This window comes from Lawsonibacter asaccharolyticus (assembly GCF_022453915.1).
Classification (GTDB): domain Bacteria; phylum Bacillota; class Clostridia; order Oscillospirales; family Oscillospiraceae; genus Lawsonibacter; species Lawsonibacter asaccharolyticus.
In genome coordinates this window covers 2,854,253-2,874,839 of the sequence record NZ_CP091870.1, presented here as the reverse complement: position 1 = coordinate 2,874,839, position 20,587 = coordinate 2,854,253, and the positions used below count along the sequence as shown (strand labels likewise).

Here is a 20,587-nt window from a genome sequence, read left to right as displayed (position 1 = left end):
ATCAACTCAGCTTTCTGTCATAAATTCCCGGTCTTCCGGGTGCTTAGCACAGGAGTATATCACAGATATTAAAAAAATGCAAATCTTATACCGGACAAATTCCGCTGTATCCCGGCAAAATTTGGCCTGGAGGCAGGCTGCCGCCCCCAAATGGCATCCTGGCGGCTCCTGGCTTGCTCTGGCGTCCCGGTTCTGGTATGCTCACAGAGAAGGGAGGTTTTTCTATGAAAGTGAGGGTGGAATACGCACCCGTGCTGGAAAACGAGGTGGTCCTGCGCTGCCCCCGGCTGGATCAGGAGATGCTCCGCGTCCTGTCTCTGGTGCGCTCCGGCCTTCAGAAGCTGTGCGTATGGGATGAAAACCGGGAGATCATCCTGCTCAGCCCGGATGAGACGCTCTACTGTGAGAGTGTGGACGAACATACCTTTCTCTATACCGCCTCTGCCTTTTATCAGACGGCCCTCACCCTGGCGGAGCTGGAGGGGCGGTATGGAGAGCTGGGCTATCTCCGGGTCAGCAAGTCCGCTGTTATCAACCTGCACCGCATCCGCAGCCTGAAGAGCCGGACTGGCGGCCGCATCGAGGCCTCCCTGGAGAACGGGGAGCGGCTGGTGGTCTCCCGGCACTACGCGCCCCTGCTGCGGGAGCGGCTGGGACTATAAAAAGGAGGTCCATCATGGGAGAATTTATCCGTTTCTACAGCTGGGGCCTGTCCATGAAATTTCATATGGCTGTCTATACCCTGGCGCTGGTCTTTTTCAAGGCCATCTTCAACGCCCTGGCCGGCGAGGGCTCCGTATCCTCGCTCACCATGCTCCAGATGCTGCTGGTCTCCATGGCGGTGGCCATTCTGGAGTCCTTCCTTTTCCCGGAGGGCCGGGAGCTGGAGCCGTCCGCCCTGCGGGTGCGGACCGTCTGGTGGGGGCTGCTGTGCAACCTGGGGTTTGTGGGCGGCGCGCTGGCCCTGGGCTGGTTTTCCAATGTGCCGCTTTGGGGAGGCATCTTCCTGGTGCTCTTCCTGGAGTGGGGCTTGTCCGCCATGTGGTTCGGCCTCCATGTGGCCCTGCGGCGGGACACCCGCTCCCTGAACCGGAAGCTGAGCGAGTACCAGAAGCGGGGACCGGAGAGTTAGAGAAAAAAGAGGACGGATGCCCTCTTGGGGAGACATCCGTCCTCTTTTTCTTGATCCGGTCCCTTTAATACTTGGCAAAGCCCGCCCCGAAGGTGCGGCACTGCTCCAGCCCCTCCTCATCGGGGGTCAGGTGGAGGATCAGGCCCTCGTCCTGGTACACATTGGCTCCGGCACTGTCCGCCCGCTGGGCCCAGTCCCGCATCCACTGACCGTCGCCCCAGTCATAGGAGCCGAACAGAGCCACCTTTTTGCCGCCCAGACGGCCCTCCAGTTCGGTGAAGAAGGGTTCAAATTCCGCCTCCTCCAACACCTCCGCCCCCATGGCGGGGCAGCCCAGTGCCAGCAGTCCATAGCCCAGCGCCTCGTCCACCGTGGTGTCGCACACCTGCTTCACATCCACTTCAGCTCCGGCCCCGGCGGCCCCCTCCGCGATGGCGTTGGCCATCGCCTCCGTGTTGCCTGTCATGGACCAGTAAATCACTGCCATCCTGCTCATGTATGTGACCTCCTGAAAATAAAAATTTGGTTTGTATAGCAAACGGGGGGGCGGGCCCATCCGGGCGCCGCGGATATCCCCGCCTCTATCCCCTATCTCCGTCAAGCTGTCCGAAACAGCTGGACCAGCCGGCAGCCGGCCTCCAGGCGGCGGCACAGGGCCCTTCGGCAGCAGCCATACTGCCGGAAGCATCTCTGGGCCCTCTCCACGTCGGAATAGACCTTCCACAGCCCGCTGTATTTATAGCCCTGGCCGCCATGCCGGCGAAAGCCCTCCACATCCTCGGCGGGATATCCCAGGAACAGCCCCACCTCATGGGGGAACCCACCGCTCCCCGCCATCCGGGACGCCAGATGGTCCAGCATGGCCTCCAGCCCGCCGGCCAGGGGATAGCCGTCCCGCTCCAGCAGACGGGCCACCTCCTCCTGCTCCAGCTGGCGCTCCAGGCGGTCCCGCCGGTACACCAGTACCAGACAGCGGCTGCGGCACCGGCACAGGGGCCGCAGAGAGATCCCCGCCCCAGCCAGGGCGGCGGAGTAGGACGCCAGCAGGGCGTCGGTCTCATCTCCTTCCCCCGGGAGGGCAATGAGATCCGCAGGCTTGATGCCTGCCAGGGCCGGCGCACAGTGAAAGGCCAGGGTCAGCTCAAAGCGCGCTTCGGCCGGCCGGACCTCAGAAGTTAGCATAAGCTAATCCCTCCCCTTTGAAAAATCGCGCCTTTCGGCGTTTGGCCGTAAAAGTTTAGTCCCTTTTGTTAGCTGGTGCTAACCAATAAAAATCTACCACAGTTTTTCCTTCCTGTCAACCACTGATTTTGCCCGCTCCCGTTTTGGCGGGGGCGGGCACCTGGGATGCGGGAGGGACATGACCCTGCTCTATGCGAAAGGCCGGGGATCGGGCCGGTGGTCCAGGAGAAAGCGGCGATGATAGTTTAACCCGGCATAGCGCTGGACCCTTTCCAGACAGAGGGCGTCAGAGATGCCCCCAGCCATGCCTAGGATGGGGATGCCCTGGACAAATTTCATCACCAGCAGGCGGTCGGCTAGGAGAGAGGCAGTCCGGCGGATCTGTGTCCCCTGGTCATAGTCCTCCGGCGGACAGGGGGTGAGGGCAAACTCGTCCAGCAGCGCGGTGCATGCGGCCAGCTCCTCCCCATAGGACAGGGCGCCCTGGACCAGAAGGAGCAGATAGTACCGTTCTGCCGGGGTATCCCACCCGTAGCCGTAACGGGCAGCCATTTGGTAGAGGCTTTTCAGCAGGACGCCGGTAAAGAGCGGGATATCGGGCAGGCCGATCCCCAGCAGCCCCAGGAGAGTGCCCTCGGCCCCGGAAAGGGCCAAATTGAGGGCCCCGGTCCGTCCCGCTCGGCGGGAAAAGACCCGCAGAGAGCTCCGGTCCCCCTTCAGCTGGGCGGCAAACTGGTCGATCTCAAACTGCTGCCGGGCCGCCTCGGCATCAAAGGTGCGCTCCAGAAGCCCGGTCCCCCGCTGGAAGACCAGATCAAATGCCTTGACAAAGGCGGAGTTAAGGGCCTCCCGGAGTTTGGGCGGCACCTTGTCCTCCAGCGCCCGGTCCAGCCTGGACTCCGGCGGACGGGCATGGCGGGCCTGATAGGCTCTCCTGCGGCGCTCCAGCCGGGCAAATTCCTTTTCCCAAGGTGTGACAGCTTTCTTCTGCGGCACGGCTCTCCCTCCTCTGTGCATAATGGATGAGGTGAGGATATCACACAGCCGGGGCGCCTGTCCTGAAATTGGGATTAAAACTTGTCACTTCCCCGGCCCGAATGACGAAATTTTGTAAAAAAATTATGAACGCTCTTGCATTTTTCCGCAAGTGGCGGTATAGTAATTTAGCACTCATAAATATTGAGTGCTAAATTTACAAAAACTTAGATTTTACGATATAGGAGGCATCCATCATGGCAAAGAAACAGTTCAAGGCGGAGTCCAAGCGGCTGATGGATCTGATGATCAACTCCATCTACACCCACAAGGAGATCTTTCTGCGGGAGATCATCTCCAACGCCAGCGACGCGGAGGACAAGCTGGCCTACCGTGCCCTCACCGATGACAGCGTAGAGGTCAAGCGCAAGGATCTGAAGATCACCATCGTTCCCGACAAGGAGAAGCGGACCCTCACCGTGTCCGACAACGGAGTGGGCATGACGAAGGACGAGCTGGAGTCCAACCTGGGCACCATCGCCAAGAGCGGCTCCCTCCAGTTCAAGCAGGAGCTGGAGCGGGACGACAAGGCGGCCTCCAAGGTGGATGTGATCGGTCAGTTCGGCGTGGGCTTCTACTCCGCCTTTATGGTGGCGGACGCGGTCACCGTCATCTCCCGGGCCTATGGCGCGGAGGAGGCGTGGATGTGGCAGTCCGCTGGCACGGATGGCTACACCGTCACCCAGTGCGAGAAGGAGACGCCGGGCACCGATATCATCATGCACATCAAGCCCAACGCCGACGAGGAGAACTACGATCAGTATCTTGAGACCTATAAATTACAAGAGCTGATCAAAAAATACTCCGACTATATCCGCTATCCCATCGTGATGGAGGTGGAGGACTACCGTCAGAAGGAGAAGCCCGCCGACGCCGGAGAGGACTACAAGCCCGAGTGGGAGACAGTGAAGGAGTGGAAGACCCTCAACTCCATGGTGCCCCTGTGGCAGCGGCAGAAGAGCAAAGTGAAGCCGGAGGAGTACAACGCCTTCTACAAGGAGAAATTTGGGGACTGGCAGGACCCCCTGACCGTGATCCACACCAGCGCCGAGGGCGCCGTCACCTACAAGGCCATGCTCTATATCCCCTCCCACACCCCCTACGACTTCTATACCCGGGAGTATGAGAAAGGGCTTCAGCTTTACAGCTCCGGCGTGCTCATCATGGACAAGTGTGCCGACCTGCTCCCTGACCACTTCCGCTTTGTCAGGGGCGTGGTGGACTCCCAGGATTTCTCCCTGAACATCAGCCGGGAGGTGCTCCAGCACACCCGCCAGCTGAAGGTCATTGCCTCTGCCCTGGAGAAGAAGATCAAGGGGGAGCTGATGAAGCTCCAGAAGGAGGACCGGGAGAAGTACGAGACATTCTGGAAGTCCTTCGGTACCCAGATCAAGTATGGCGTGGTAGCCGAGTACGGCCAGCACAAGGAGCTGCTCCAGGATCTGCTGCTGTTCTGGTCCTCTAAGGAGGGGAAGGACACCACCCTGGCGGAGTACCGGGAGCGGATGCCAGAGGATCAGCCCTATTACTACTACGCCTGCGGCGAGAGCGCTGAGAAGATCGCAAAGCTGCCCCAGGTGGAGCGCATTTTGGACAAGGGGTACGAGATCCTGTACTGCACCGAGGACGTGGATGACTTTGTCATGCGCGGCCTGGGAGAGATCGACGGGAAGGCGTTCAAGTCGGTGAATGACGAGGATGCCCTGCCCCAGAGCGATGAGGAGAAGAAGACGGCCGAGGAGAAGGCGGAGGCGGGCAAACCTGTGCTGGAGGCTGTCAAGGAGACCCTGGGCGAGGAGGTGAAGGAGGTCCGTGCCTCCTCCATCCTGAAGTCGGGGGCGGTGTGCCTGACGGCTGACGGCCCGGTCTCCCTGGAGATGGAGAAGTATATGCGGAAGGTGGATGGGGACCGCGCCGCCCGGGCCCAGCGGGTGCTGGAGCTCAACCCGGATTCCGCTCCCTTTGCCGCGCTCCAAAAGGCGGTGGAGGCAGGGGACAAGGATACGGTCTCCAAATACGCCAAGCTACTCTACGGACAGGCTCTCCTGCTGGCAGATCTGCCGCTGGAGGACCCGGCGGAGTACGCGCAGCTGGTCTGCTCCCTGATGGTGTGAGCCGGAAGGCTTTCCCCAAGTTCCAAGTCTCGATCTGTTTTTGAGTCCCCGCCACCGGGAGATGGGGACACCGGGGGAGGGCTCTGTCCCGGGAGTGCGATCGAGATCAAGAAAACTGAAAACGCACGATTTTTGTGCCGGCCGGCGCAGCCAAAGAGCTGCGCCGGCCGGCCTGTTTTGCTTCAGGGGACATCGGGGGACGGGAGACCGGCTCCCCCAAAAAAAATCAGTAAAAAAACGCTTGACTTGAAGTGGACTCCAGGGTTTATGATGGGTCCGCAGATGCAGCAGAACAGGAATAAGGAGGAACGAATATGTCAAAACGAATTTTGGTTATTAGCACCAGCCTGAGGGAGAAGAGCAACTCCCAAGCCCTGGGGGACGCCTTTGCCGCCGGCGCGCGGGAGGCGGGTCACCAGGTGGAGCAGATCTCCCTGCGGGGAAGATCCATCGCCTTCTGCACGGGCTGTCTGGCCTGTCAAAGCGCCGGCCAGTGTGTGATCCAGGACGACGCAGTGGAGATCGCGGAGAAAATGGGGGTGGCAGAGGTCATCGCCTTTGCCACCCCCATTTATTACTACGAGATGAGCGGGCAGATGAAGACCCTGCTGGACCGAGCCAATGCCCTGTTTGCGTCGGACTACGCCTTCCGGGACATCTATCTGCTCACCGCGGCGGCGGAGGAGGATGACCAGGTCCCGGCGCGGGCGGAGAGCGGCCTGACCGGGTGGATCGACTGTTTTGAAAAGGCCAGACTGGCAGGGACAGTCTTTGCCGGAGGAGTGAATGGACCGGGGGAGACTGCCGGGCATCCCGCCCTGGAGCGGGCCCGGGCCATGGGCCGTCAAGTATAAGGAGGAACTGTCATGCTGGGAAATTTTACTTACTGCAACCCCACCAAGCTGTACTTTGGAGAGCAGTCGCTGGAGGGGCTCCACAAGGAGCTGCCCAAATATGGGGACCGGGTGGTCCTCATCTACGGCGGGGGCTCCATCAAGCGCAACGGTATCTATGACGCCGTGCGGGCCATTCTGGACCAGGAGGGAAAACAGGTGGCGGAGATCGCCGGAGTCATGCCAAACCCCACCCTGGCCAAACTGTATGAGGGCATTGGGGTCGCTCGGGCGCACCGGGCTGACCTGCTGCTGGCGGTGGGCGGAGGCTCGGTGTGCGACTATGCCAAGGCGGTCGCTGTGTCGGTCCACTGTCCGGAGGACCCATGGGAGAAATACTATCTCCGCTTTGAGGAGCCAGAATGCCCCATCCTGCCGGTGGGCTGTGTGCTCACCATGGTGGGCACTGGCTCAGAGATGAACGCCGGCTCGGTGATCACCAACCAGGAGACCCGGCAGAAGATCGGCCACGTCTTTGCTGACGAGGCGGTGATGCCCCGCTTCTCCATTTTGAATCCCCGCTTCACCCTCACCCTGCCCCGGGAGCAGATGGTCGCGGGTATCTACGACATCTTCAACCACATCTGCGAGCAGTACTTCTCCGGGGAGGATGACAACACCAGCGACTATCTCAGCGAGGGGCTGATGCGCTCCCTCCTGTGCTCCAGCCGGGCTGCCAACCGGGATCCCCAGGACTACGAGGCCAGGAGCAACATCATGTGGACCGCCACCTGGGCGCTGAACACCCTGGTGTCCCGGGGCAAGTCCACCGACTGGATGGTGCACATGCTGGGCCAGGCGGTGGGGGGCTACACCAACGCCACCCACGGCATGACGCTGGCGGCGGTCTCCCTGCCCTACTACCGGCACATCCTCCCCTATGGGCTGGACAAATTCAAGCGGTTCGCCGTCCAGGTATGGGGAGTGGACCCGGCGGACAAGACCGACCTCCAGACGGCGGAGGAGGGGCTGGCGGCCATGGAGGGCTGGATGAAGGAGCTTGGGCTGACCATGAATACCAGTGCGCTGGGCGTGACGGAGGACATGCTGGAGGGGCTGGCTGACGTGACCATCCACCTCACCGGGGGCTACAAGGATCTGGATCGGGAGGAGATCCTTCAGATCTTCCGGGAGAGCCTGGGCTGACCAGACAGAAAGCTCTGCAAATAAGGCGCAGCGCCCGGAGTATTCTCCAGGCGCTGCGCTTTTTTCACCATCCCTTCCCCCGCGGTCCAGGGGCGGGGAGTGCGCCCTCGTCGGGCTGGAATTCCGTCATAGTGCCCCAGAACCGCTTTGGCATGTTGGTCATCCGGCACCGGGGATTTTCCCGTTCCCGGATGGCGATGGTGTCATAGAACCGCCTCCACAGACGCCGGTAGGTCACCTCCTCCTGCCCCGGCGGGGCAGGGGCAAAGTCTTCCGCGGGCAGAATGGCCCACCGACCGGGCTGATGGATCAGCAGCTCCCGGTGGGTGTGGTCGTAGATGAGGAAGTGCTCCCCGGAGTACCGGGTGCAGAAGTGGGGGCGGAGGAGGGGAAGCACCCGGTTTTTGGGCTCGATCTCCCCTACCAGCACCCCCTGCTGATCGGAGAAGCGGAGGAACCCCTTGAGCAGATGGGCCTCGCTCCCCAGGTGCTGCACCGCCTTCCACAGCACGTGGACCCGGTCGTCGGTGAGATCCCGGGTGATGTCCGCCCCCCGTTGGTAGCCCAGCCGCAGGAAACGGTACATGTGCAGCTCCCGCTCGGGCAGACAGGTGAGAAAAGCCTGGGTCACCAGCCGGCAGGCCTGGGGGGAGATCTTTTTGGACAGAGAGCGGTACACCCGCTCCGCCTTGGCCTGGTCGGTGTCCACATGCCGCTCCGGCCAGAGGGTGAGGCGGTCCTCTTCCGGTGAGGTGAAGCAGACGGCCTCCTCGCGGTGGGCATAGCTCTCAAACACACAGGTGAGAAAGCCGGGATAACTGCCGTCATAATCGAAGCAGACCTGCTGCCAGCTCATGAGGCCCCCTCCTCTCCAAAGAGGGAGAGCTGCTCCGGCTGGACCTGGGCCAGGGCGGGGCGATCCAGGGCAGCCAGATGGGACAGGATGCCATCCTCCCGCACTCGCAGACCCTCCAGCATGCGGCCGGAGCAGGTGATGAAGTACTGGGCCCGCTTGAGGACCACCCCCAGCTTTTTCAGGCCGGAGAAGGACAGGGGTCCGGCCCGCCGGGCTGTGAGGATGCGCTTGGCGCTGGTGACCCCGATGCCGGGCACCCGGAGCAGGGCCTCATAGTCGGCCCGCTGGACCTCCACAGGAAACTGGTCCAGGTGGCGCAGGGCCCAGCCGCACTTGGGGTCCAGACGGAGGTCGAAGTCGGGCCGCCCCTCGTCCAGCAGCTCCTCGGCCCGAAAGTGGTAGAAGCGCAGCAGCCAGTCCGCCTGATACAGCCGGTGTTCACGCAGCAGGGGCGGCTGAAAGCCCTGGGGAGCGGGGAGCAGGGAGCTGGAGGAGACGGGGATATAGGCGGAGTAGAAGACCCGCTTCAGATGGTACTTGTCGTAGAGCCCCTGGGTGAGCATCAGGATGTGGCGGTCGCTCTCCGGCGTGGCACCTACGATCATCTGAGTGGACTGGCCCGCCGGGGCGAAGCGGGGGGCATGGTGGTATTTGGCCAGCTCCTGCCGGGACTGGGTGATCCCATCCCGGATCTGGGCCATGGGGGCCAGGATACCGGCCCGGCCCTTGTCCGGGGCCAGCAGGGCCAGGCTTTTGGCGCTGGGCAGCTCGATGTTGACGCTGAGCCGGTCGGCCAGCAGGCCCAGCTGCTGGGTGAGGAGGGGATCTGCACCTGGGATGGCCTTGGCGTGGATATAGCCGCCGAAGCCATAATCCTGGCGGAGCAGGCGCAGTGCCTCGATCATCCGCTCGGTGGTATAATCCGGGTCCCGCAGCACGGCGGAGGAGAGAAAGAGCCCCTCAATATAGTTGCGGCGGTAGAACTGGATGGTGAGTTCGGCCAGCTCCCGGGGAGTAAAAGCAGCCCGGGGCGGATCGTTGGACCGGCGGTTGACACAGTACTGGCAGTCGTAGGCGCAGATGTTCGTATAGAGGATCTTCAGGAGGGAGATGCACCGCCCGTCAGCGGAGAAGGAGTGGCAGCAGCCCGCCGCCATGGTGGAGCCCAGCCGGCCCGCCCGTCCGGCCCGGTCCAGTCCGCTGGAGGTGCAGGCGGCGTCATACTTGGCGGCGTCCGCCAGGATGGTCAGCTTGTCCATCAGGTCCATGGGGTCTCCCTCCCTTGAAATCGAACATATGTATTATAATAGACCAAACATATGTTTCTGTCAAGGGGAGAGAACATGCCAAAACCTTTCCAATGGGGGAAGGTGATACGGTGCCCATATTGGAGGAGCGCGGGGCCCGATCTGCGGATCGGGCCCCGCGCCCTTTTAGTGCTCTGGAGTGCCATGGAGAGGGGAGAAGTCCGCACGGAGACACCGGGGGCCGGCGGAAGTGACCTCCGGTGCGCCCCGGTAATACACCTGAAGAGCGGCGAGGAGAAAATGAGTCAGTTGGGCCGCCTCCGATCCGCTGAGGGGCAGCGCACCCGGGGGCAGGAGGGGCAGGCGCCTGCGGATCTGGAGGCGTCCCAAGTTTCCAGGAGAAAAGAGACCAGCCCGGAGCAAGAGGTCACAGTCCTTGATCTCGATCCAGCACAGGTCCGTCGTGCCGGCGTCCAGCGCACTCCCGGCGGCCCAGTCCCGCCGGTTATCCAGGAAGACGATGGTCTCCTCCAGGGCCTGGCGGAATGCCGGGGGTATCTCTGAGTTTCCATGAAAAAAGTCTCGGGTCAGCGGCCCATGAGCCGCCCTCCTGTGGGCGATATAAGAGGCACTGTGAGAAAGGACCCATCCTCCCACCCCTAATATCATCAAAAGCAGAATGACGGACTTCATCATAGACGGCGGCCTCTTCGTCTCAGGTATCTTTTTTTGGTTATCTTATAGATACTATGCTAGCACTCTTTCAGATAATTCGCAAGGGAAAAGATTATCTGTAAGATAACGGAGAGGGAGTTGTCAGAAATGAGCATGGAAACAAGGGCCCTGGGGGATGCCATCCGCGCGGCCCGCATGAAGAAGGGGCTGACTCAGGATGCGCTTTCGGAGCTTCTGGATATCACGCCCACTCATTTGAAGAATATCGAGGGCTCCCGTCGGAAGCCCTCGGTGCCTCTTCTGTTCCAGATGATGGAGCTTCTGGATCTCTCCGTGGATGCTCTGGTGTTCCAGAGCAGGGAGGAGAGCAGGTGTCTGCGGATGGACGGCCTTTCGGAGCGGGAGGCGGAGGCGCTGGAGCGTCTGGTGGACGCCATGCGGGAAAAATAGAGCACCGGCTTGGGCGTGGGCCTGAGCCGGTGCTCTTGTTCTGGAAAGTGTTCAGAGGGGGAGCGCGATGATGGCGGGGACCAGCACTGGGACGGCTAGGGAGAGAATCAGTCCCGAGGCAAAGGAGTAGATGGCCATGCGGTCGGCAGTGGCGCTGACTACCACCGGTAGCAGGGTATCCATAGCTGTGGCACCGGGGAGGGCCACCGCCTCGATATAGCCCAGCTTCTGGGCCACGATGGGGACGGCCACAATGGAAAACAGCTCGTGCATGATGTTGGACAGGAAAGCGGTGGCAGATACGGTGAGGGAGTACGGAGCCAGCAGGGTGGGGGCCAGGGAATACCAGCCGAATCCGGCCGCTGCCGCTACGCAGTCCTTGGGGCCCAGGGGCAGGAACAGCCCTACCAGGGCCGTCACCGCAAAGGTGCCCGCCATAACCGCCAGCGGGACCAGAAGGACCCGGAGCCCGGCGGCCCGAATATCCCGGATCAGGTTGCCCTGCCGGCCCATATCCAGGCCCACCAGAAAGAGGAGCAGGTACAGCCCCCAGCGGATGACCGTGCCACAGTGGGCTACGGCGGCGTCGGGGAGCAGGAAGCGGCCCGCCAGAATGCCCGCCGCTACGGTGAAGACGATGGCGAAGGTCAGGCTGTGGTCCACGTGGACCGCCTCCCCGGAACCCGGGTCGCTGTCCTCCGGTGCCTCCTGGCAGGAACGGCCCTGAGCGTTCAGCTTCAGCAGATATTTTCTCAGGGCGTGGACAGCCAGCATGCTGCCCACCATGGAGGTGAGGGTGACCGCCAGGGCGTTGAGCCCAATGGTGCCCAGGGAAGAGATGATCTCCTCGTTGGACCCCAGCTCGGCCCCCAGGGTCACGATCAGCAGCAGCAGAGCCGCCGTCTGAAACCGGCCCAGCCAGGGCATGGGAAGGGACTGGATCTGGGGGCGGGAGCCCAGAAAGGCCCCAAGAGCCACCAGAGCCAGATAGAGGATCAGATCAAGAAGGGTGCCGGACATCTGCTGCAACGGGATCACTCCTGACATGAATAGACGAAAAGAAACGGAGGGCGGGTCTCCTGCCCTCCGGACGCGGACAAAAAATTATTATAGCATGGGTGAAGAAAAAAGTCCAGAAAAATGGGGAAAGGTCCCTGTTCAAGCTAAGTGCTGATGATTCCAACTCCGGCGATTTCACCAGTGTGCCTTGCACAAAACATGTTTATATTTTATAATGATAGAAAATGAAACACCAAAGAATTTTTGCTATCATCATAAATAAAGTAGTTAGACAAATCTGATAAAGGAACGTGATTGTATGGATTGGTATAAAAATATGACCAAACAGCAAAGGGAAGATTTTTGGAAAGTTATAACTGTAAGTGTAACAGGAGCAATTATAGTTTTACTTGTTCCTACAATTTTTCATATAGTTTGAAGCTAAAAATCCCATTTTGACCGTTATTTACTCCGTTGAAAAGCCAAACAAGGCAAAAATTATCTGATACATAGCAAGAACACCCGGCAAATCGACGAAAGATTTGCCGGGTATCCTTATATCAACACAAATCTAGAACAGGGAGGGGGAAAGTCCCCGCGGCCTGTCCCGCCTCATTGGGAAACACCACAAACGCCCGGTCCGAAAGGACCGGGCGTTTGTGGGAAGAAGGAGACAATACAAAAGGGGACCGGGCCCCGGCCTGCCGACTGGCAGGCATGTCCGGCGGCCTTCTGTACAGGGGTAGCGATGGAAACGGAGGTCAGCGGCCCCCTTCGGGGCCCCGGCCTCGGCTTTCCGCCTTGGACCTTTCAGCGGCCTCGCGCCGCCTCTCTGGAAAACCGTGCCGGCCCGGCCGGGCCGGCACGGAATGGATCAGAACTGGCTCTCAGATCACTCCACGTCCATGTCCGGCTTGTTGAACTCGCCGAACAGCTCCTCGTTGCTGGGCATATCCTCGGGCAGAGGACGGGCCACCCAGGTGGTGTTCATGTAGTGCTTCAGGCAGATGTTCTCGGACACGATGTTGCCGCCCCAGGTGCCGCACCCCATGGAAGACGTGGGAGGCATGCCGTTGGTGGAAGAACCGGAGTTGCCGCGGTTGTTGGGCTGGCGCACCATGATGCGGGACACGGGGGCGCACATGCCCAGACGATGGATGTGGTCGTCGTCGAAGGAGTAGATGCCGCAGCTGTGGCCCTTGCCGCCCACGTTGAACATGGCCTGCATCATGGTCAGTGCGTTCTCAAACTCCCCGTAGTACTTGAACAGGGTCAGCAGAGTGGTCAGCTTCTCGCTGGAGAAGAAGTGCTCCTTGCCCACGTTCTCGATGCCGCCGCCGGTCACAGCGATGAACTTCCGGTCAGCCGGGATCTCGAACCCAGCGGCCTCCGCCAGCTTCTGCGGGCTGATGGCCACGGTGTTGGGCAGACGGTGCCCAGCCTCGTCCCACATGACGGCCTTCAGCTTCTCAGCCTCTTCCTCGTTGGCCAGGTAAGCGCCCTCCTTCACCAGGGCGGCTACGAACCCGTCGTACACGTCCTCGTGGATGATCAGGTTGCCGTCGCAGGAGCAGCCGGAGCCGAAGTCGGAGCACTTGGAGATCCGGGTGTTCATGGCAGCCTCAGCCTGACGCTCGGCGGTGTTGCAGGTGTTGTCGATGATGACAGTCGCGTTGCCGGCGCCGGAGCCGTAGGCCGGCACACCGGAGGAGTATGCGGACTTGACCATGGGACGGCCGCCGGTGGCGATGACCAAGTCGCAGCGCTTCATCAGCTCCTGGGTCAGGGTGATGCTGGGCTCCTCGATGCCCTGGATGATGTCGGCGGGAGCACCCTCACGCACCAGGGTCTCACGGATGATGTTAATGCACTTGTTGGTGGTCTTCTTCGCGCGCGGATGGGGGCTGCAGATGATGACGTCACGGGCCTTGATGGCATAGATCACCTGGCCGGCAGGGGTCAGGCAGGGGTTGGTGGTGGGCACCAGAGACGCGATCACGCCCACAGGCTTGGCATACTTCACGATGCCCTTCTCAGGGATCTCCTCGATCACGCCCACGCTCTTCTGACGCAGGCAGTCCCGCAGGATCAGCTTCAGCTTGTTCCGCTTGTTCCGCTTGGTCACCTTGTCGCCCAGGCCGGTCTCGTCCACTGCCTCGTCAGCCAGGTTCGCCCAAACCTTCATGTCGATCACAGAAGCGGCGACCGCCTGGCACAGCCGGTCCACGCGCTCCTGGTCATAGGTGGCGATGATCTCCGCCGCAGCGCGGGCCTTAGCGACCATCCCGTCCAGCATTTCGATCTGCTCAGGAGTGACTTCTTTCGCCATTGTAATGATCTCCTTTTCCTTATTATTTGCCGGACCTCCGTCCAGCTTTCCTTACTGTCGCCATTATACCACTTCTTCCTCTCCCGTCCAATACTTCATTTCAATGGTCTTGATAGAAGTTTTTTATCCTGACACTGGAACACCAGGCTGGAGAGAAAAAAGCACCTTCCTCCGGCGTATGGGACAGCGCGGGAGGGAAGGTGCTTTTGGCAGGGAGGGATATCCTTAAGGTTTACGGATAAAGGCCTCGTACAGGCAGATGACAAATCCAATGACCCCCATAGCGCAAAAAACGAGGTAGGGGATCAGCAGCTCGTTGCCAAGCAGCGCTGCAAGGGTGCCCGTCATGCCGTTATAGGTATATTGATTTTGGGACAGATACAAGCTGAAGATAAGGTATCCGAGGCTGCCTGTCAGAAACAGCATAACGCCGAAATGGGATCTTTTCATAGGTGTCTCACTCCTCGTCCAGCTTGAGGACTGCCATGAAAGCTTCAGTGGGCAGTTGGACTGTGCCCAAGGTACGCATTTTCTTTTTGCCTTCCTTTTGCTTCTCCAGCAGCTTCTTCTTGCGGGTGATGTCGCCGCCGTAGCACTTGGCCAGCACGTCCTTCCGCATGGCCTTGACGGTCTCCCGGGCGATGATCTTGCCGCCGATGGCCGCCTGGACCGGGACCTCAAAGAGCTGGCGGGGGATGTTTTCCTTCAGCTTCTCGCAGATGCGTCGGGCCCGGGCATAGGCCTTGTCCCTGTGGGCGATGAAGCTGAGGGCGTCCACCTGGTCTCCATTGAGCAGCAGGTCCACCTTGACCAGTTCGCTGGGCTCATAGCCCTCCAGCTCGTAGTCCAGGGAGGCATAGCCCTTGGTGCGGGCCTTCAGGGCGTCAAAGAAGTCGTAGATGATCTCGCCGATGGGCATGGAGTAGTGCAGCTCCACCAGGTTGGTGTCCAGATACTGCATGTCCTTAAACACGCCCCGGCGGTCCTGACACATGGGCATGATGTTGCCCACATAGTCGGGGGGAGAGATGATGGAGACCTTAGCATAGGGCTCCCGGGCCTCCAGGATGGCGCCGGGATCGGGGTAGTTGTGGGGGTTGTCCACCCGCACCACGGTGCCGTCCGTCTTGGTGACCTCGTAGATCACGGAGGGGAGGGTGGTGACCAAGTCCAGGTCGAATTCCCGCTCCAGCCGCTCCTGGATGATCTCCATGTGGAGCATGCCCAAAAAGCCGCAGCGGAACCCAAAGCCCAGGGCAATGGAGGACTCGGGTTCGAAGGACAGGGAGGCGTCGTTGAGCTGGAGCTTATCCAAGGCGTCCCGCAGATCAGGATATTTGGAGCCGTCCTCGGTGTAGATGCCGCAGAAGACCATGGGCTGGGCCGGCCGATAGCCGGGGAGGGGGGCTGCAGAGGGACAGTCGGCGCCGGTGATGGTGTCACCCACCTGAGTGTCCTTTACGTTCTTGATAGAGGCGGTGAACCAGCCCACCTCACCGGCGGTGAGCTGCTGGCAGGAGTCCATGCCCAGGGGGCGGAGATACCCGCAGTCCAGCACCTGATAGCTGGCACCGGAGGCCATCATTTTGACCCCCATGCCCTTTTTCAGCGTGCCCTCCATCACCCGGAAATAGACGATGACGCCCAGATAGGGGTCATACTGGCTGTCAAAGATCAGGGCTTTCAGAGGGGCGTCCGGGTCGCCGGCGGGGGCGGGGACGTTCTGCACGATGTCCTCCAGCACAGCGGGGATGTTGATCCCCTGCTTGGCGGAGATCTCCGGCGCGTCCAGGGCGGGCAGGCCGATGATGTCCTCCACCTCGTGCTTGGCCTTCTGGGGGTCGGCGGCGGGGAGGTCGATCTTGTTGAACACGGGCAGGATCTCCAGGTCGTGCTCCAGGGCCAGATAGGTGTTAGCCAGGGTCTGGGCCTCCACACCCTGGGTAGAGTCCACCACCAGCACCGCGCCCTCGCAGGCGGCCAGGGACCGGGACACCTCATAGTTGAAGTCCACGTGGCCCGGGGTGTCGATCAGGTTCAGGGCATAGGTCCTGCCGTCCTCCGCCTTGTAGTCCAGGCGGACGGCCCGGGCCTTGATGGTGATGCCCCGCTCCCGCTCCAGATCCATGTTGTCCAGCAGCTGGGACTCCATCTCCCGCTGGGGGACGGCGTCACACAGCTCAATGAGCCGGTCAGACAGCGTGGATTTTCCGTGGTCGATGTGGGCGATGATGGAAAAGTTGCGGATCAAAGATCGGTCAGTCATAAAAGGAAACCTCCTTGGGAAGATCCACGGCCCCGTGGAAGCGGGGCGTGTGGGAAGAAGAGGGCTCTACTCCGATAGGATCAGCGGCCCCTATTTTACCGGATAAGGGTGTTCTCCGTCAAGGTCTCTTCCCGGGATTCCTCGGCGGAGAAGTAGTAGCGCAGGATGTCCGCCGCGATGCTGGCCAGAGTGGAGCCGCTGCCGCCCTTCTCCACCACCAGGGAGATGGCGATCTGCGGATCGTCATAGGGGGCGAAGCAGACGAAAACAGCGTTGGATTCCGTCTCGGCGTTCACCTGGGCGGAGCCGGTCTTGGCGCCCACCTGGACAGGAAGGTCCTGGAAATAGCGGGCCAGAGAGCCCTTCCCGGTGGTCAGGGCCAGCATCCCCGCTTTCACCGCATCCAGATTCTCCGGCTGGATGTCGATGGAGTCCAGCACCTCCGGTTCGTAGGTGTAAAGCACCTGGGAGAAGTCGCTGGATTTGACCTCCTTGAGGAGATGGGCAGAGTACCGGGTGCCCCCGTTGACCAGGGTGGCGATGTAGTTGGCCAGCTGGAGGGGGGTGAACTGGCTGCTCTCCTGGCCGATGGCCACCGACAGGGTGCTGCCCTCGTACCAGGTCTGCCCCATGGACTGAGTGTACTCCGGTCCGGCCATGACGCCGGTCTCCTCATACAGCTCGATGCCGGTGGGCTCCCCGAGGCCGAATTTGGCGGCAAACTCCTGGAGCCCCTGAATGCCCACCCGGCGGCCCACATCGAAGAAGAATACGTTGCAGGAGACCTCCAACGCCTCGGACACATTCACCAGGCCGTGCTTGCGCCGGTACTGGCGCCAATACCAGCACTGGGGGCCGTCGTCCTGATAATACGTGTAGACGCCAGTGTCCATGATCTCGGTATCCGGCTCAATGATCCCGCTCTCCAGTCCGGCGACAGCGGTGACCATCTTAAAGGTGGAGCCGGGGGCATAGACACCCTGGAAAGCACGGTTCAGGAAGGGCTTGAGGGGATCAGCGCTGTTCTCCGCCAAATCGGCAGAGTAGGTGGCCAGGTGATAGGAGGGGTAGGAGGCGGAGGCCAGCACCTCTGCCCGGTTCACGTCCATCACCACGCAGGCTGCGCCCTCTGTGTCCTCACTGGCCAGCTGGGGAATAGCCTGGGAGAGGATGTCCTCCACCTGCTTCTGAAGGTCGATGTCGATGGTGAGCACCACGTTGTCCCCCGGCTGGGGGGCGGTGGTCCACTTCTCGGACACCACCTTGCCGCTGGTATTCCGCTCCACCTCCCGGACCCCGGCGGTGCCCCGCAGGTAGGACTCGAAAGCCAGCTCGGCCCCCTCCTTGCCGACAGTGTCGTCCATCTCATAGTCCGGCGTGCCGTCCCCGTCCAGATCCAGGTCCTTATATGCATCCCAGTTCTCAATGGCCCCCACCCGGCCCAGCAGATGGGCAGCGTATTCGGTGTTGTAGGTGCGGACGGTGGCGGCCTCGATCTCCACGCCGGAGAGGCCCTGCTCCTTCACCTTAGAGATGAAGTCGATGTCTACGCCCTCCGCAAAGACATAGGGAGGCCAGCTGTTCACCATGGAGCGGTAGTACAGCTCGTACAGTACTCCGGCCACGGCGCGCATATCCGCGCCCTCCAACTCCAGCTGAAAGCTCTCCCGCATTTTTTCCAGCAGTTCCTCGGCGGTGGGAAGGGGGGCGCCCTGGGCCCCGTCGGCGGTGGGGTCATCGATCCACTTCATCTTTACCGCCAGCCGCCCCAGGCGGGTGAGGCTGGTGGTGGGGCTGCCCTCTTCATCGGTGGTGGGATACTGGAAGGGGGTGTCCGTGGTGTAGCGGAAGGGGGGCTGGGCGGTAATGGGGAGGGTGTCCTCCCACTCCACGCCGGCATCCCGGGCAATGCGGATCAGGGCCAGGAGGATGTCGTTGCGGTTTTTCTCCATGGCGTCGGTGTTCAGGGCGACCTGATAGGTGACCCGGTTGGAGACCAGCACCCGGCCGTACCGGTCCAGGATGTCCCCCCGGGCGGCCTCCACGGTCTGGGTCTCCGCAATGCTGTTCTGGGAGCGGGCCAGATACTCCGCCCCGTGGATCATCTGGGCGTCATAGAGGGAGGAGCCCAGCCCGAACAGAATGACGGCCAGCAGGAGGAGCATCCCCAGCCCCCGACGGTGAAATTGTTTTTTCTCCATGGCGCACGCCCCCTTTCAGAGCGGACAGGTCACGCCAGGCGGGTGCCCCCCACCCGGCGGAAGATGGATCGGAAGATGAGATAGACCAAGGGCATCCAGCACAGAGACCAGAGGAACTCCGGCACCGCCACCTGGAGCAGCGACTGGATGGGGGCGATCTGGGTGAACAGGCCGGCCAGCAGGCGGACGACCTCCTGCACGGCCAGGACAGCCGCGGAGCAGATCAGGCAACCCAGGAAGTTCTGGTTCAGGGCATACTGGGAGACGATGCCCACCAGGAAGCCGGCCAGCGCCATGCCGAAGACCAGCAGGCTGCTGCTGCCCGGGTAGGCCAGCGTCCAGAGCAGACCCACCGCCAGTCCAAAGCCGGAGCCGGGAAGGGCCCCCTCCAGCACCGCCACGGCGGAGACCGCCAGAGGCAGAAGGGTGGGAGTGATCCCCAGCAGGGGATAGCGGCTGAGGACAAAGGCGTCCAGCACCCAGATAGGGAAGAGCCCCAGGGCGTAGATGCACCACTTATAGATTTGGTCTCGTCGGGTCACAGGGGCGCCCCCTTTTCGGAAAAGATCGGGAGAGAGACGGCAGGAAACGCGGCGGCGTCACTCCACGATGTCAAAGCTCTTGATGACAAAGACTTCCACCAGGCTGTCCAGGTCCACATCGGGCTCCACCACCGCGTAGCGGTTCATGCCGGAGGGGTCGGTGAAGACGGCCTCCACGGTGCCCACCACCAGGCCGGAGGGGAACACGTCCCCCTTGCCGGAGGTCACCACCTCGTCCCCTGCTACCAGCTGGGCACCGTCGGGCAGATAGCTCAGCTTCAGCTTGCCCTGGCTCATCAGGGTGAAGTCTCCCTCCAGGATCCCGGCACTGTAAGTGCGGGTGACCTGGCCGCCGATCTCGATGTCGGTATTGATCAGGGTGGAGACCTTGGACCAGTTCAGACCCACCTCAGAGACCACCCCCACCAGGGTGCCTGTCTCGGTGATCACGCAGTCATTGACCTCCAGACCCGCGCTGCTCCCCTTGCCGATGGTGAGAGTGGAGTCCCAGTTGGTGGAGGAGCGGGCGGTGACCTTGGCGGACTCAAAGACGAAGTCCCTCCGCTTGGCCTGCAGATCCAGCAGCTCCCTCAGCTGCTCGTTCTCCCGGCTGGCCTCCTGGCCCTCCCGGGCCTGCTCCTCCAGCTCAGCGACCTGGCGCTCCAGGTCCTGGATCTGCTGCTCCATCTCCTCATAATGAAAGACATAGGCACGCACGCCGTCGGCCCAGTCCAGCACGGCGCTCACCCCATTGCGGATGGGGGTGGTGATGAAGCCCACCGCGTTGGAGAGAGGGTCGGCGTTGCCCCCCATCACGGCGGACACGATGCCGATCAGCACCGACAGCAGCAGGGCGATGATCAGGAGCAGCAGGCCATTCTGCCGCAGAAAATGTTTCATGGACGCCCCTCCTGTCCTCCAGTGAGCACATCGATCCCCACCTGGCGCAGCATGCCGGCCAGCAGGCAGGTGGGCAGGCCAACCACATTGTGGTAATTCCCGTCGATCCCCTCCACCAGCACACAGCCCCGGCCCTGGATGCCGTAGGCCCCGGCCTTGTCCATGGGCTCGCCGGTGGCGATATAGGCCGAGATCTCAGACTGGGTCAGCGGGCGGAAGCGGACCTGGGTAGCCTCGTGGGCGGTGCGGCTGAAGGTCCCCCGCCGGACCGTAACCCCGGTGTAGACTGTGTGGGCCCGGCCGGAGAGCAGGGAGAGCATCCGGGCGGCATCCGCTGGGTCCCGGGGCTTGCCCAGCACGGCACCGTCCACCGCCACCACCGTGTCGGCGGCAATGACCACATCGTCCGGCCCGGCCTGGACAGCCACCTCCTCCGCTTTCTGGCGTGAGAGGACCTCCACCAGCTGGGCGGGGGACAGGCCCGGGGAAGCGATCTCCTCCCCCAGGGCGGGGACGACTTCAAATTGTGGGACCCCCATCTGGGCCAGCAGCTCCCGCCGCCGGGGGGATTGGGAAGCCAGGATAATGGACATGAGAACACCTCGAAATTCCATGAATTG

The 20,587-nt window shown here is 61.8% G+C and carries 20 protein-coding genes; 6 read left to right on the top strand and 14 right to left on the bottom strand.

What is annotated here, in order from left to right:
* Window positions 1-224 precede the first annotated feature (224 nt).
* Complete coding sequence (locus L9O85_RS13825) at window positions 225-662, top strand: LytTR family DNA-binding domain-containing protein (RefSeq protein WP_050623272.1); 438 nt, start codon at window positions 225-227, stop codon at window positions 660-662.
* A gap of 14 nt (window positions 663-676) precedes the next feature.
* The gene (locus tag L9O85_RS13820; RefSeq protein WP_050623273.1) at window positions 677-1,132 is read left to right on the top strand and encodes a DUF3021 family protein; all 456 of its coding nucleotides are present in this window, start codon (window positions 677-679) and stop codon (window positions 1,130-1,132) included.
* A 64-nt stretch (window positions 1,133-1,196) separates the two neighbouring features.
* On the opposite strand, the gene L9O85_RS13815 is transcribed toward L9O85_RS13820, so the two are convergent.
* From L9O85_RS13815 to L9O85_RS13805, 3 genes are all read right to left on the bottom strand, one after another.
* Window positions 1,197-1,628: a flavodoxin gene (locus tag L9O85_RS13815; protein WP_050623274.1), complete on the bottom strand. Its 432-nt coding sequence runs from the start codon at window positions 1,626-1,628 to the stop codon at window positions 1,197-1,199.
* A 101-nt stretch (window positions 1,629-1,729) separates the two neighbouring features.
* Complete coding sequence (locus tag L9O85_RS13810; protein WP_050623275.1) at window positions 1,730-2,314, bottom strand: DUF3793 family protein; 585 nt, start codon at window positions 2,312-2,314, stop codon at window positions 1,730-1,732.
* 189 nt (window positions 2,315-2,503) lie between these two features.
* A complete protein-coding gene (locus L9O85_RS13805) occupies window positions 2,504-3,310 on the bottom strand; it encodes an EcsC family protein (RefSeq protein WP_050623276.1) in 807 nt (268 codons plus the stop codon).
* A gap of 236 nt (window positions 3,311-3,546) precedes the next feature.
* Between L9O85_RS13805 and htpG the strand changes: the two genes are divergently transcribed.
* The 3 genes from htpG to L9O85_RS13790 all read left to right on the top strand — a co-directional run bounded on the left by htpG (window position 3,547) and on the right by L9O85_RS13790 (window position 7,502).
* Window positions 3,547-5,463, top strand: coding sequence for a molecular chaperone HtpG (htpG, locus tag L9O85_RS13800; protein WP_277102566.1), 1,917 nt, complete (start codon window positions 3,547-3,549; stop codon window positions 5,461-5,463).
* A 314-nt stretch (window positions 5,464-5,777) separates the two neighbouring features.
* Window positions 5,778-6,317 carry a flavodoxin family protein gene (locus tag L9O85_RS13795; protein WP_277102565.1) on the top strand — a complete coding sequence of 180 codons (540 nt, stop codon included), beginning with the start codon at window positions 5,778-5,780 and terminating at the stop codon, window positions 6,315-6,317.
* 12 nt (window positions 6,318-6,329) lie between these two features.
* The gene (locus L9O85_RS13790) at window positions 6,330-7,502 is read left to right on the top strand and encodes an iron-containing alcohol dehydrogenase (RefSeq protein ID WP_276758582.1); all 1,173 of its coding nucleotides are present in this window, start codon (window positions 6,330-6,332) and stop codon (window positions 7,500-7,502) included.
* Between the two features lie 64 nt (window positions 7,503-7,566).
* Here L9O85_RS13790 and L9O85_RS13785 read toward each other — a convergent pair whose 3' ends face one another.
* The 3 genes from L9O85_RS13785 to L9O85_RS13775 all read right to left on the bottom strand — a co-directional run bounded on the left by L9O85_RS13785 (window position 7,567) and on the right by L9O85_RS13775 (window position 10,301).
* Window positions 7,567-8,358 (bottom strand): TIGR03915 family putative DNA repair protein, encoded by a 792-nt coding sequence (locus L9O85_RS13785; RefSeq protein ID WP_301578944.1) that lies wholly within the window; start codon window positions 8,356-8,358, stop codon window positions 7,567-7,569.
* Window positions 8,355-9,626: a putative DNA modification/repair radical SAM protein gene (locus tag L9O85_RS13780; RefSeq protein ID WP_276758578.1), complete on the bottom strand. Its 1,272-nt coding sequence runs from the start codon at window positions 9,624-9,626 to the stop codon at window positions 8,355-8,357. Before L9O85_RS13780 ends, L9O85_RS13785 begins: the two co-directional genes overlap by 4 nt.
* A 165-nt stretch (window positions 9,627-9,791) precedes the next feature.
* On the bottom strand, window positions 9,792-10,301 hold the full coding sequence (locus L9O85_RS13775; RefSeq protein ID WP_276758576.1) for a hypothetical protein: 510 nt from the start codon (window positions 10,299-10,301) through the stop codon (window positions 9,792-9,794).
* A gap of 126 nt (window positions 10,302-10,427) precedes the next feature.
* Between L9O85_RS13775 and L9O85_RS13770 the strand changes: the two genes are divergently transcribed.
* Entirely contained in the window at window positions 10,428-10,730 is a 303-nt protein-coding gene (locus L9O85_RS13770) for a helix-turn-helix domain-containing protein (RefSeq protein WP_050623283.1), read from the top strand.
* Between the two features lie 51 nt (window positions 10,731-10,781).
* On the opposite strand, the gene L9O85_RS13765 is transcribed toward L9O85_RS13770, so the two are convergent.
* From L9O85_RS13765 to L9O85_RS13730, 8 genes are all read right to left on the bottom strand, one after another.
* Window positions 10,782-11,750, bottom strand: a complete 969-nt coding sequence (locus L9O85_RS13765) for a lysine exporter LysO family protein (protein ID WP_301580170.1) — start codon at window positions 11,748-11,750, stop codon at window positions 10,782-10,784.
* 871 nt (window positions 11,751-12,621) lie between these two features.
* Entirely contained in the window at window positions 12,622-14,058 is a 1,437-nt protein-coding gene (locus L9O85_RS13760; RefSeq protein WP_301578940.1) for an aldehyde dehydrogenase family protein, read from the bottom strand.
* Between the two features lie 225 nt (window positions 14,059-14,283).
* Window positions 14,284-14,508, bottom strand: coding sequence for a hypothetical protein (locus L9O85_RS13755; protein ID WP_256182971.1), 225 nt, complete (start codon window positions 14,506-14,508; stop codon window positions 14,284-14,286).
* Between the two features lie 7 nt (window positions 14,509-14,515).
* Window positions 14,516-16,324: a translation elongation factor 4 gene (gene lepA / locus L9O85_RS13750; protein WP_050623286.1), complete on the bottom strand. Its 1,809-nt coding sequence runs from the start codon at window positions 16,322-16,324 to the stop codon at window positions 14,516-14,518.
* A 95-nt stretch (window positions 16,325-16,419) separates the two neighbouring features.
* Entirely contained in the window at window positions 16,420-18,525 is a 2,106-nt protein-coding gene (locus L9O85_RS13745; protein ID WP_108980360.1) for a penicillin-binding transpeptidase domain-containing protein, read from the bottom strand.
* 29 nt (window positions 18,526-18,554) lie between these two features.
* Window positions 18,555-19,067, bottom strand: a complete 513-nt coding sequence (locus L9O85_RS13740) for a rod shape-determining protein MreD (protein ID WP_108980361.1) — start codon at window positions 19,065-19,067, stop codon at window positions 18,555-18,557.
* Between the two features lie 57 nt (window positions 19,068-19,124).
* Window positions 19,125-19,967, bottom strand: coding sequence for a rod shape-determining protein MreC (gene mreC, locus L9O85_RS13735; protein WP_050623289.1), 843 nt, complete (start codon window positions 19,965-19,967; stop codon window positions 19,125-19,127).
* Window positions 19,964-20,560 (bottom strand): Maf family protein, encoded by a 597-nt coding sequence (locus L9O85_RS13730; RefSeq protein WP_050623290.1) that lies wholly within the window; start codon window positions 20,558-20,560, stop codon window positions 19,964-19,966. The genes mreC and L9O85_RS13730 overlap by 4 nt, the downstream gene beginning before the upstream one ends.
* Between the last annotated feature and the right edge of the window lie 27 nt (window positions 20,561-20,587).

What these genes read in the sequence shown, in the direction of transcription:
- L9O85_RS13795 (WP_277102565.1), top strand. Translation starts at nt 5,778, where the DNA reads ATGTCAAAACGAATTTTGGTTATTAGCACCAGCCTGAGGGAGAAGAGC.
- L9O85_RS13820 (WP_050623273.1), top strand. Translation starts at nt 677, where the DNA reads ATGGGAGAATTTATCCGTTTCTACAGCTGGGGCCTGTCCATGAAATTT.
- L9O85_RS13775 (WP_276758576.1), bottom strand. Translation starts at nt 10,301, where the DNA reads ATGATGAAGTCCGTCATTCTGCTTTTGATGATATTAGGGGTGGGAGGA.
- L9O85_RS13765 (WP_301580170.1), bottom strand. Translation starts at nt 11,750, where the DNA reads ATGTCCGGCACCCTTCTTGATCTGATCCTCTATCTGGCTCTGGTGGCT.
- L9O85_RS13780 (WP_276758578.1), bottom strand. Translation starts at nt 9,626, where the DNA reads ATGGACCTGATGGACAAGCTGACCATCCTGGCGGACGCCGCCAAGTAT.
- L9O85_RS13745 (WP_108980360.1), bottom strand. Translation starts at nt 18,525, where the DNA reads ATGGAGAAAAAACAATTTCACCGTCGGGGGCTGGGGATGCTCCTCCTG.
- L9O85_RS13730 (WP_050623290.1), bottom strand. Translation starts at nt 20,560, where the DNA reads ATGTCCATTATCCTGGCTTCCCAATCCCCCCGGCGGCGGGAGCTGCTG.
- mreC (WP_050623289.1), bottom strand. Translation starts at nt 19,967, where the DNA reads ATGAAACATTTTCTGCGGCAGAATGGCCTGCTGCTCCTGATCATCGCC.
- L9O85_RS13760 (WP_301578940.1), bottom strand. Translation starts at nt 14,058, where the DNA reads ATGGCGAAAGAAGTCACTCCTGAGCAGATCGAAATGCTGGACGGGATG.
- L9O85_RS13785 (WP_301578944.1), bottom strand. Translation starts at nt 8,358, where the DNA reads ATGAGCTGGCAGCAGGTCTGCTTCGATTATGACGGCAGTTATCCCGGC.
- htpG (WP_277102566.1), top strand. Translation starts at nt 3,547, where the DNA reads ATGGCAAAGAAACAGTTCAAGGCGGAGTCCAAGCGGCTGATGGATCTG.
- L9O85_RS13825 (WP_050623272.1), top strand. Translation starts at nt 225, where the DNA reads ATGAAAGTGAGGGTGGAATACGCACCCGTGCTGGAAAACGAGGTGGTC.
- L9O85_RS13755 (WP_256182971.1), bottom strand. Translation starts at nt 14,508, where the DNA reads ATGAAAAGATCCCATTTCGGCGTTATGCTGTTTCTGACAGGCAGCCTC.
- L9O85_RS13790 (WP_276758582.1), top strand. Translation starts at nt 6,330, where the DNA reads ATGCTGGGAAATTTTACTTACTGCAACCCCACCAAGCTGTACTTTGGA.
- L9O85_RS13770 (WP_050623283.1), top strand. Translation starts at nt 10,428, where the DNA reads ATGAGCATGGAAACAAGGGCCCTGGGGGATGCCATCCGCGCGGCCCGC.
- L9O85_RS13810 (WP_050623275.1), bottom strand. Translation starts at nt 2,314, where the DNA reads ATGCTAACTTCTGAGGTCCGGCCGGCCGAAGCGCGCTTTGAGCTGACC.
- lepA (WP_050623286.1), bottom strand. Translation starts at nt 16,324, where the DNA reads ATGACTGACCGATCTTTGATCCGCAACTTTTCCATCATCGCCCACATC.
- L9O85_RS13815 (WP_050623274.1), bottom strand. Translation starts at nt 1,628, where the DNA reads ATGAGCAGGATGGCAGTGATTTACTGGTCCATGACAGGCAACACGGAG.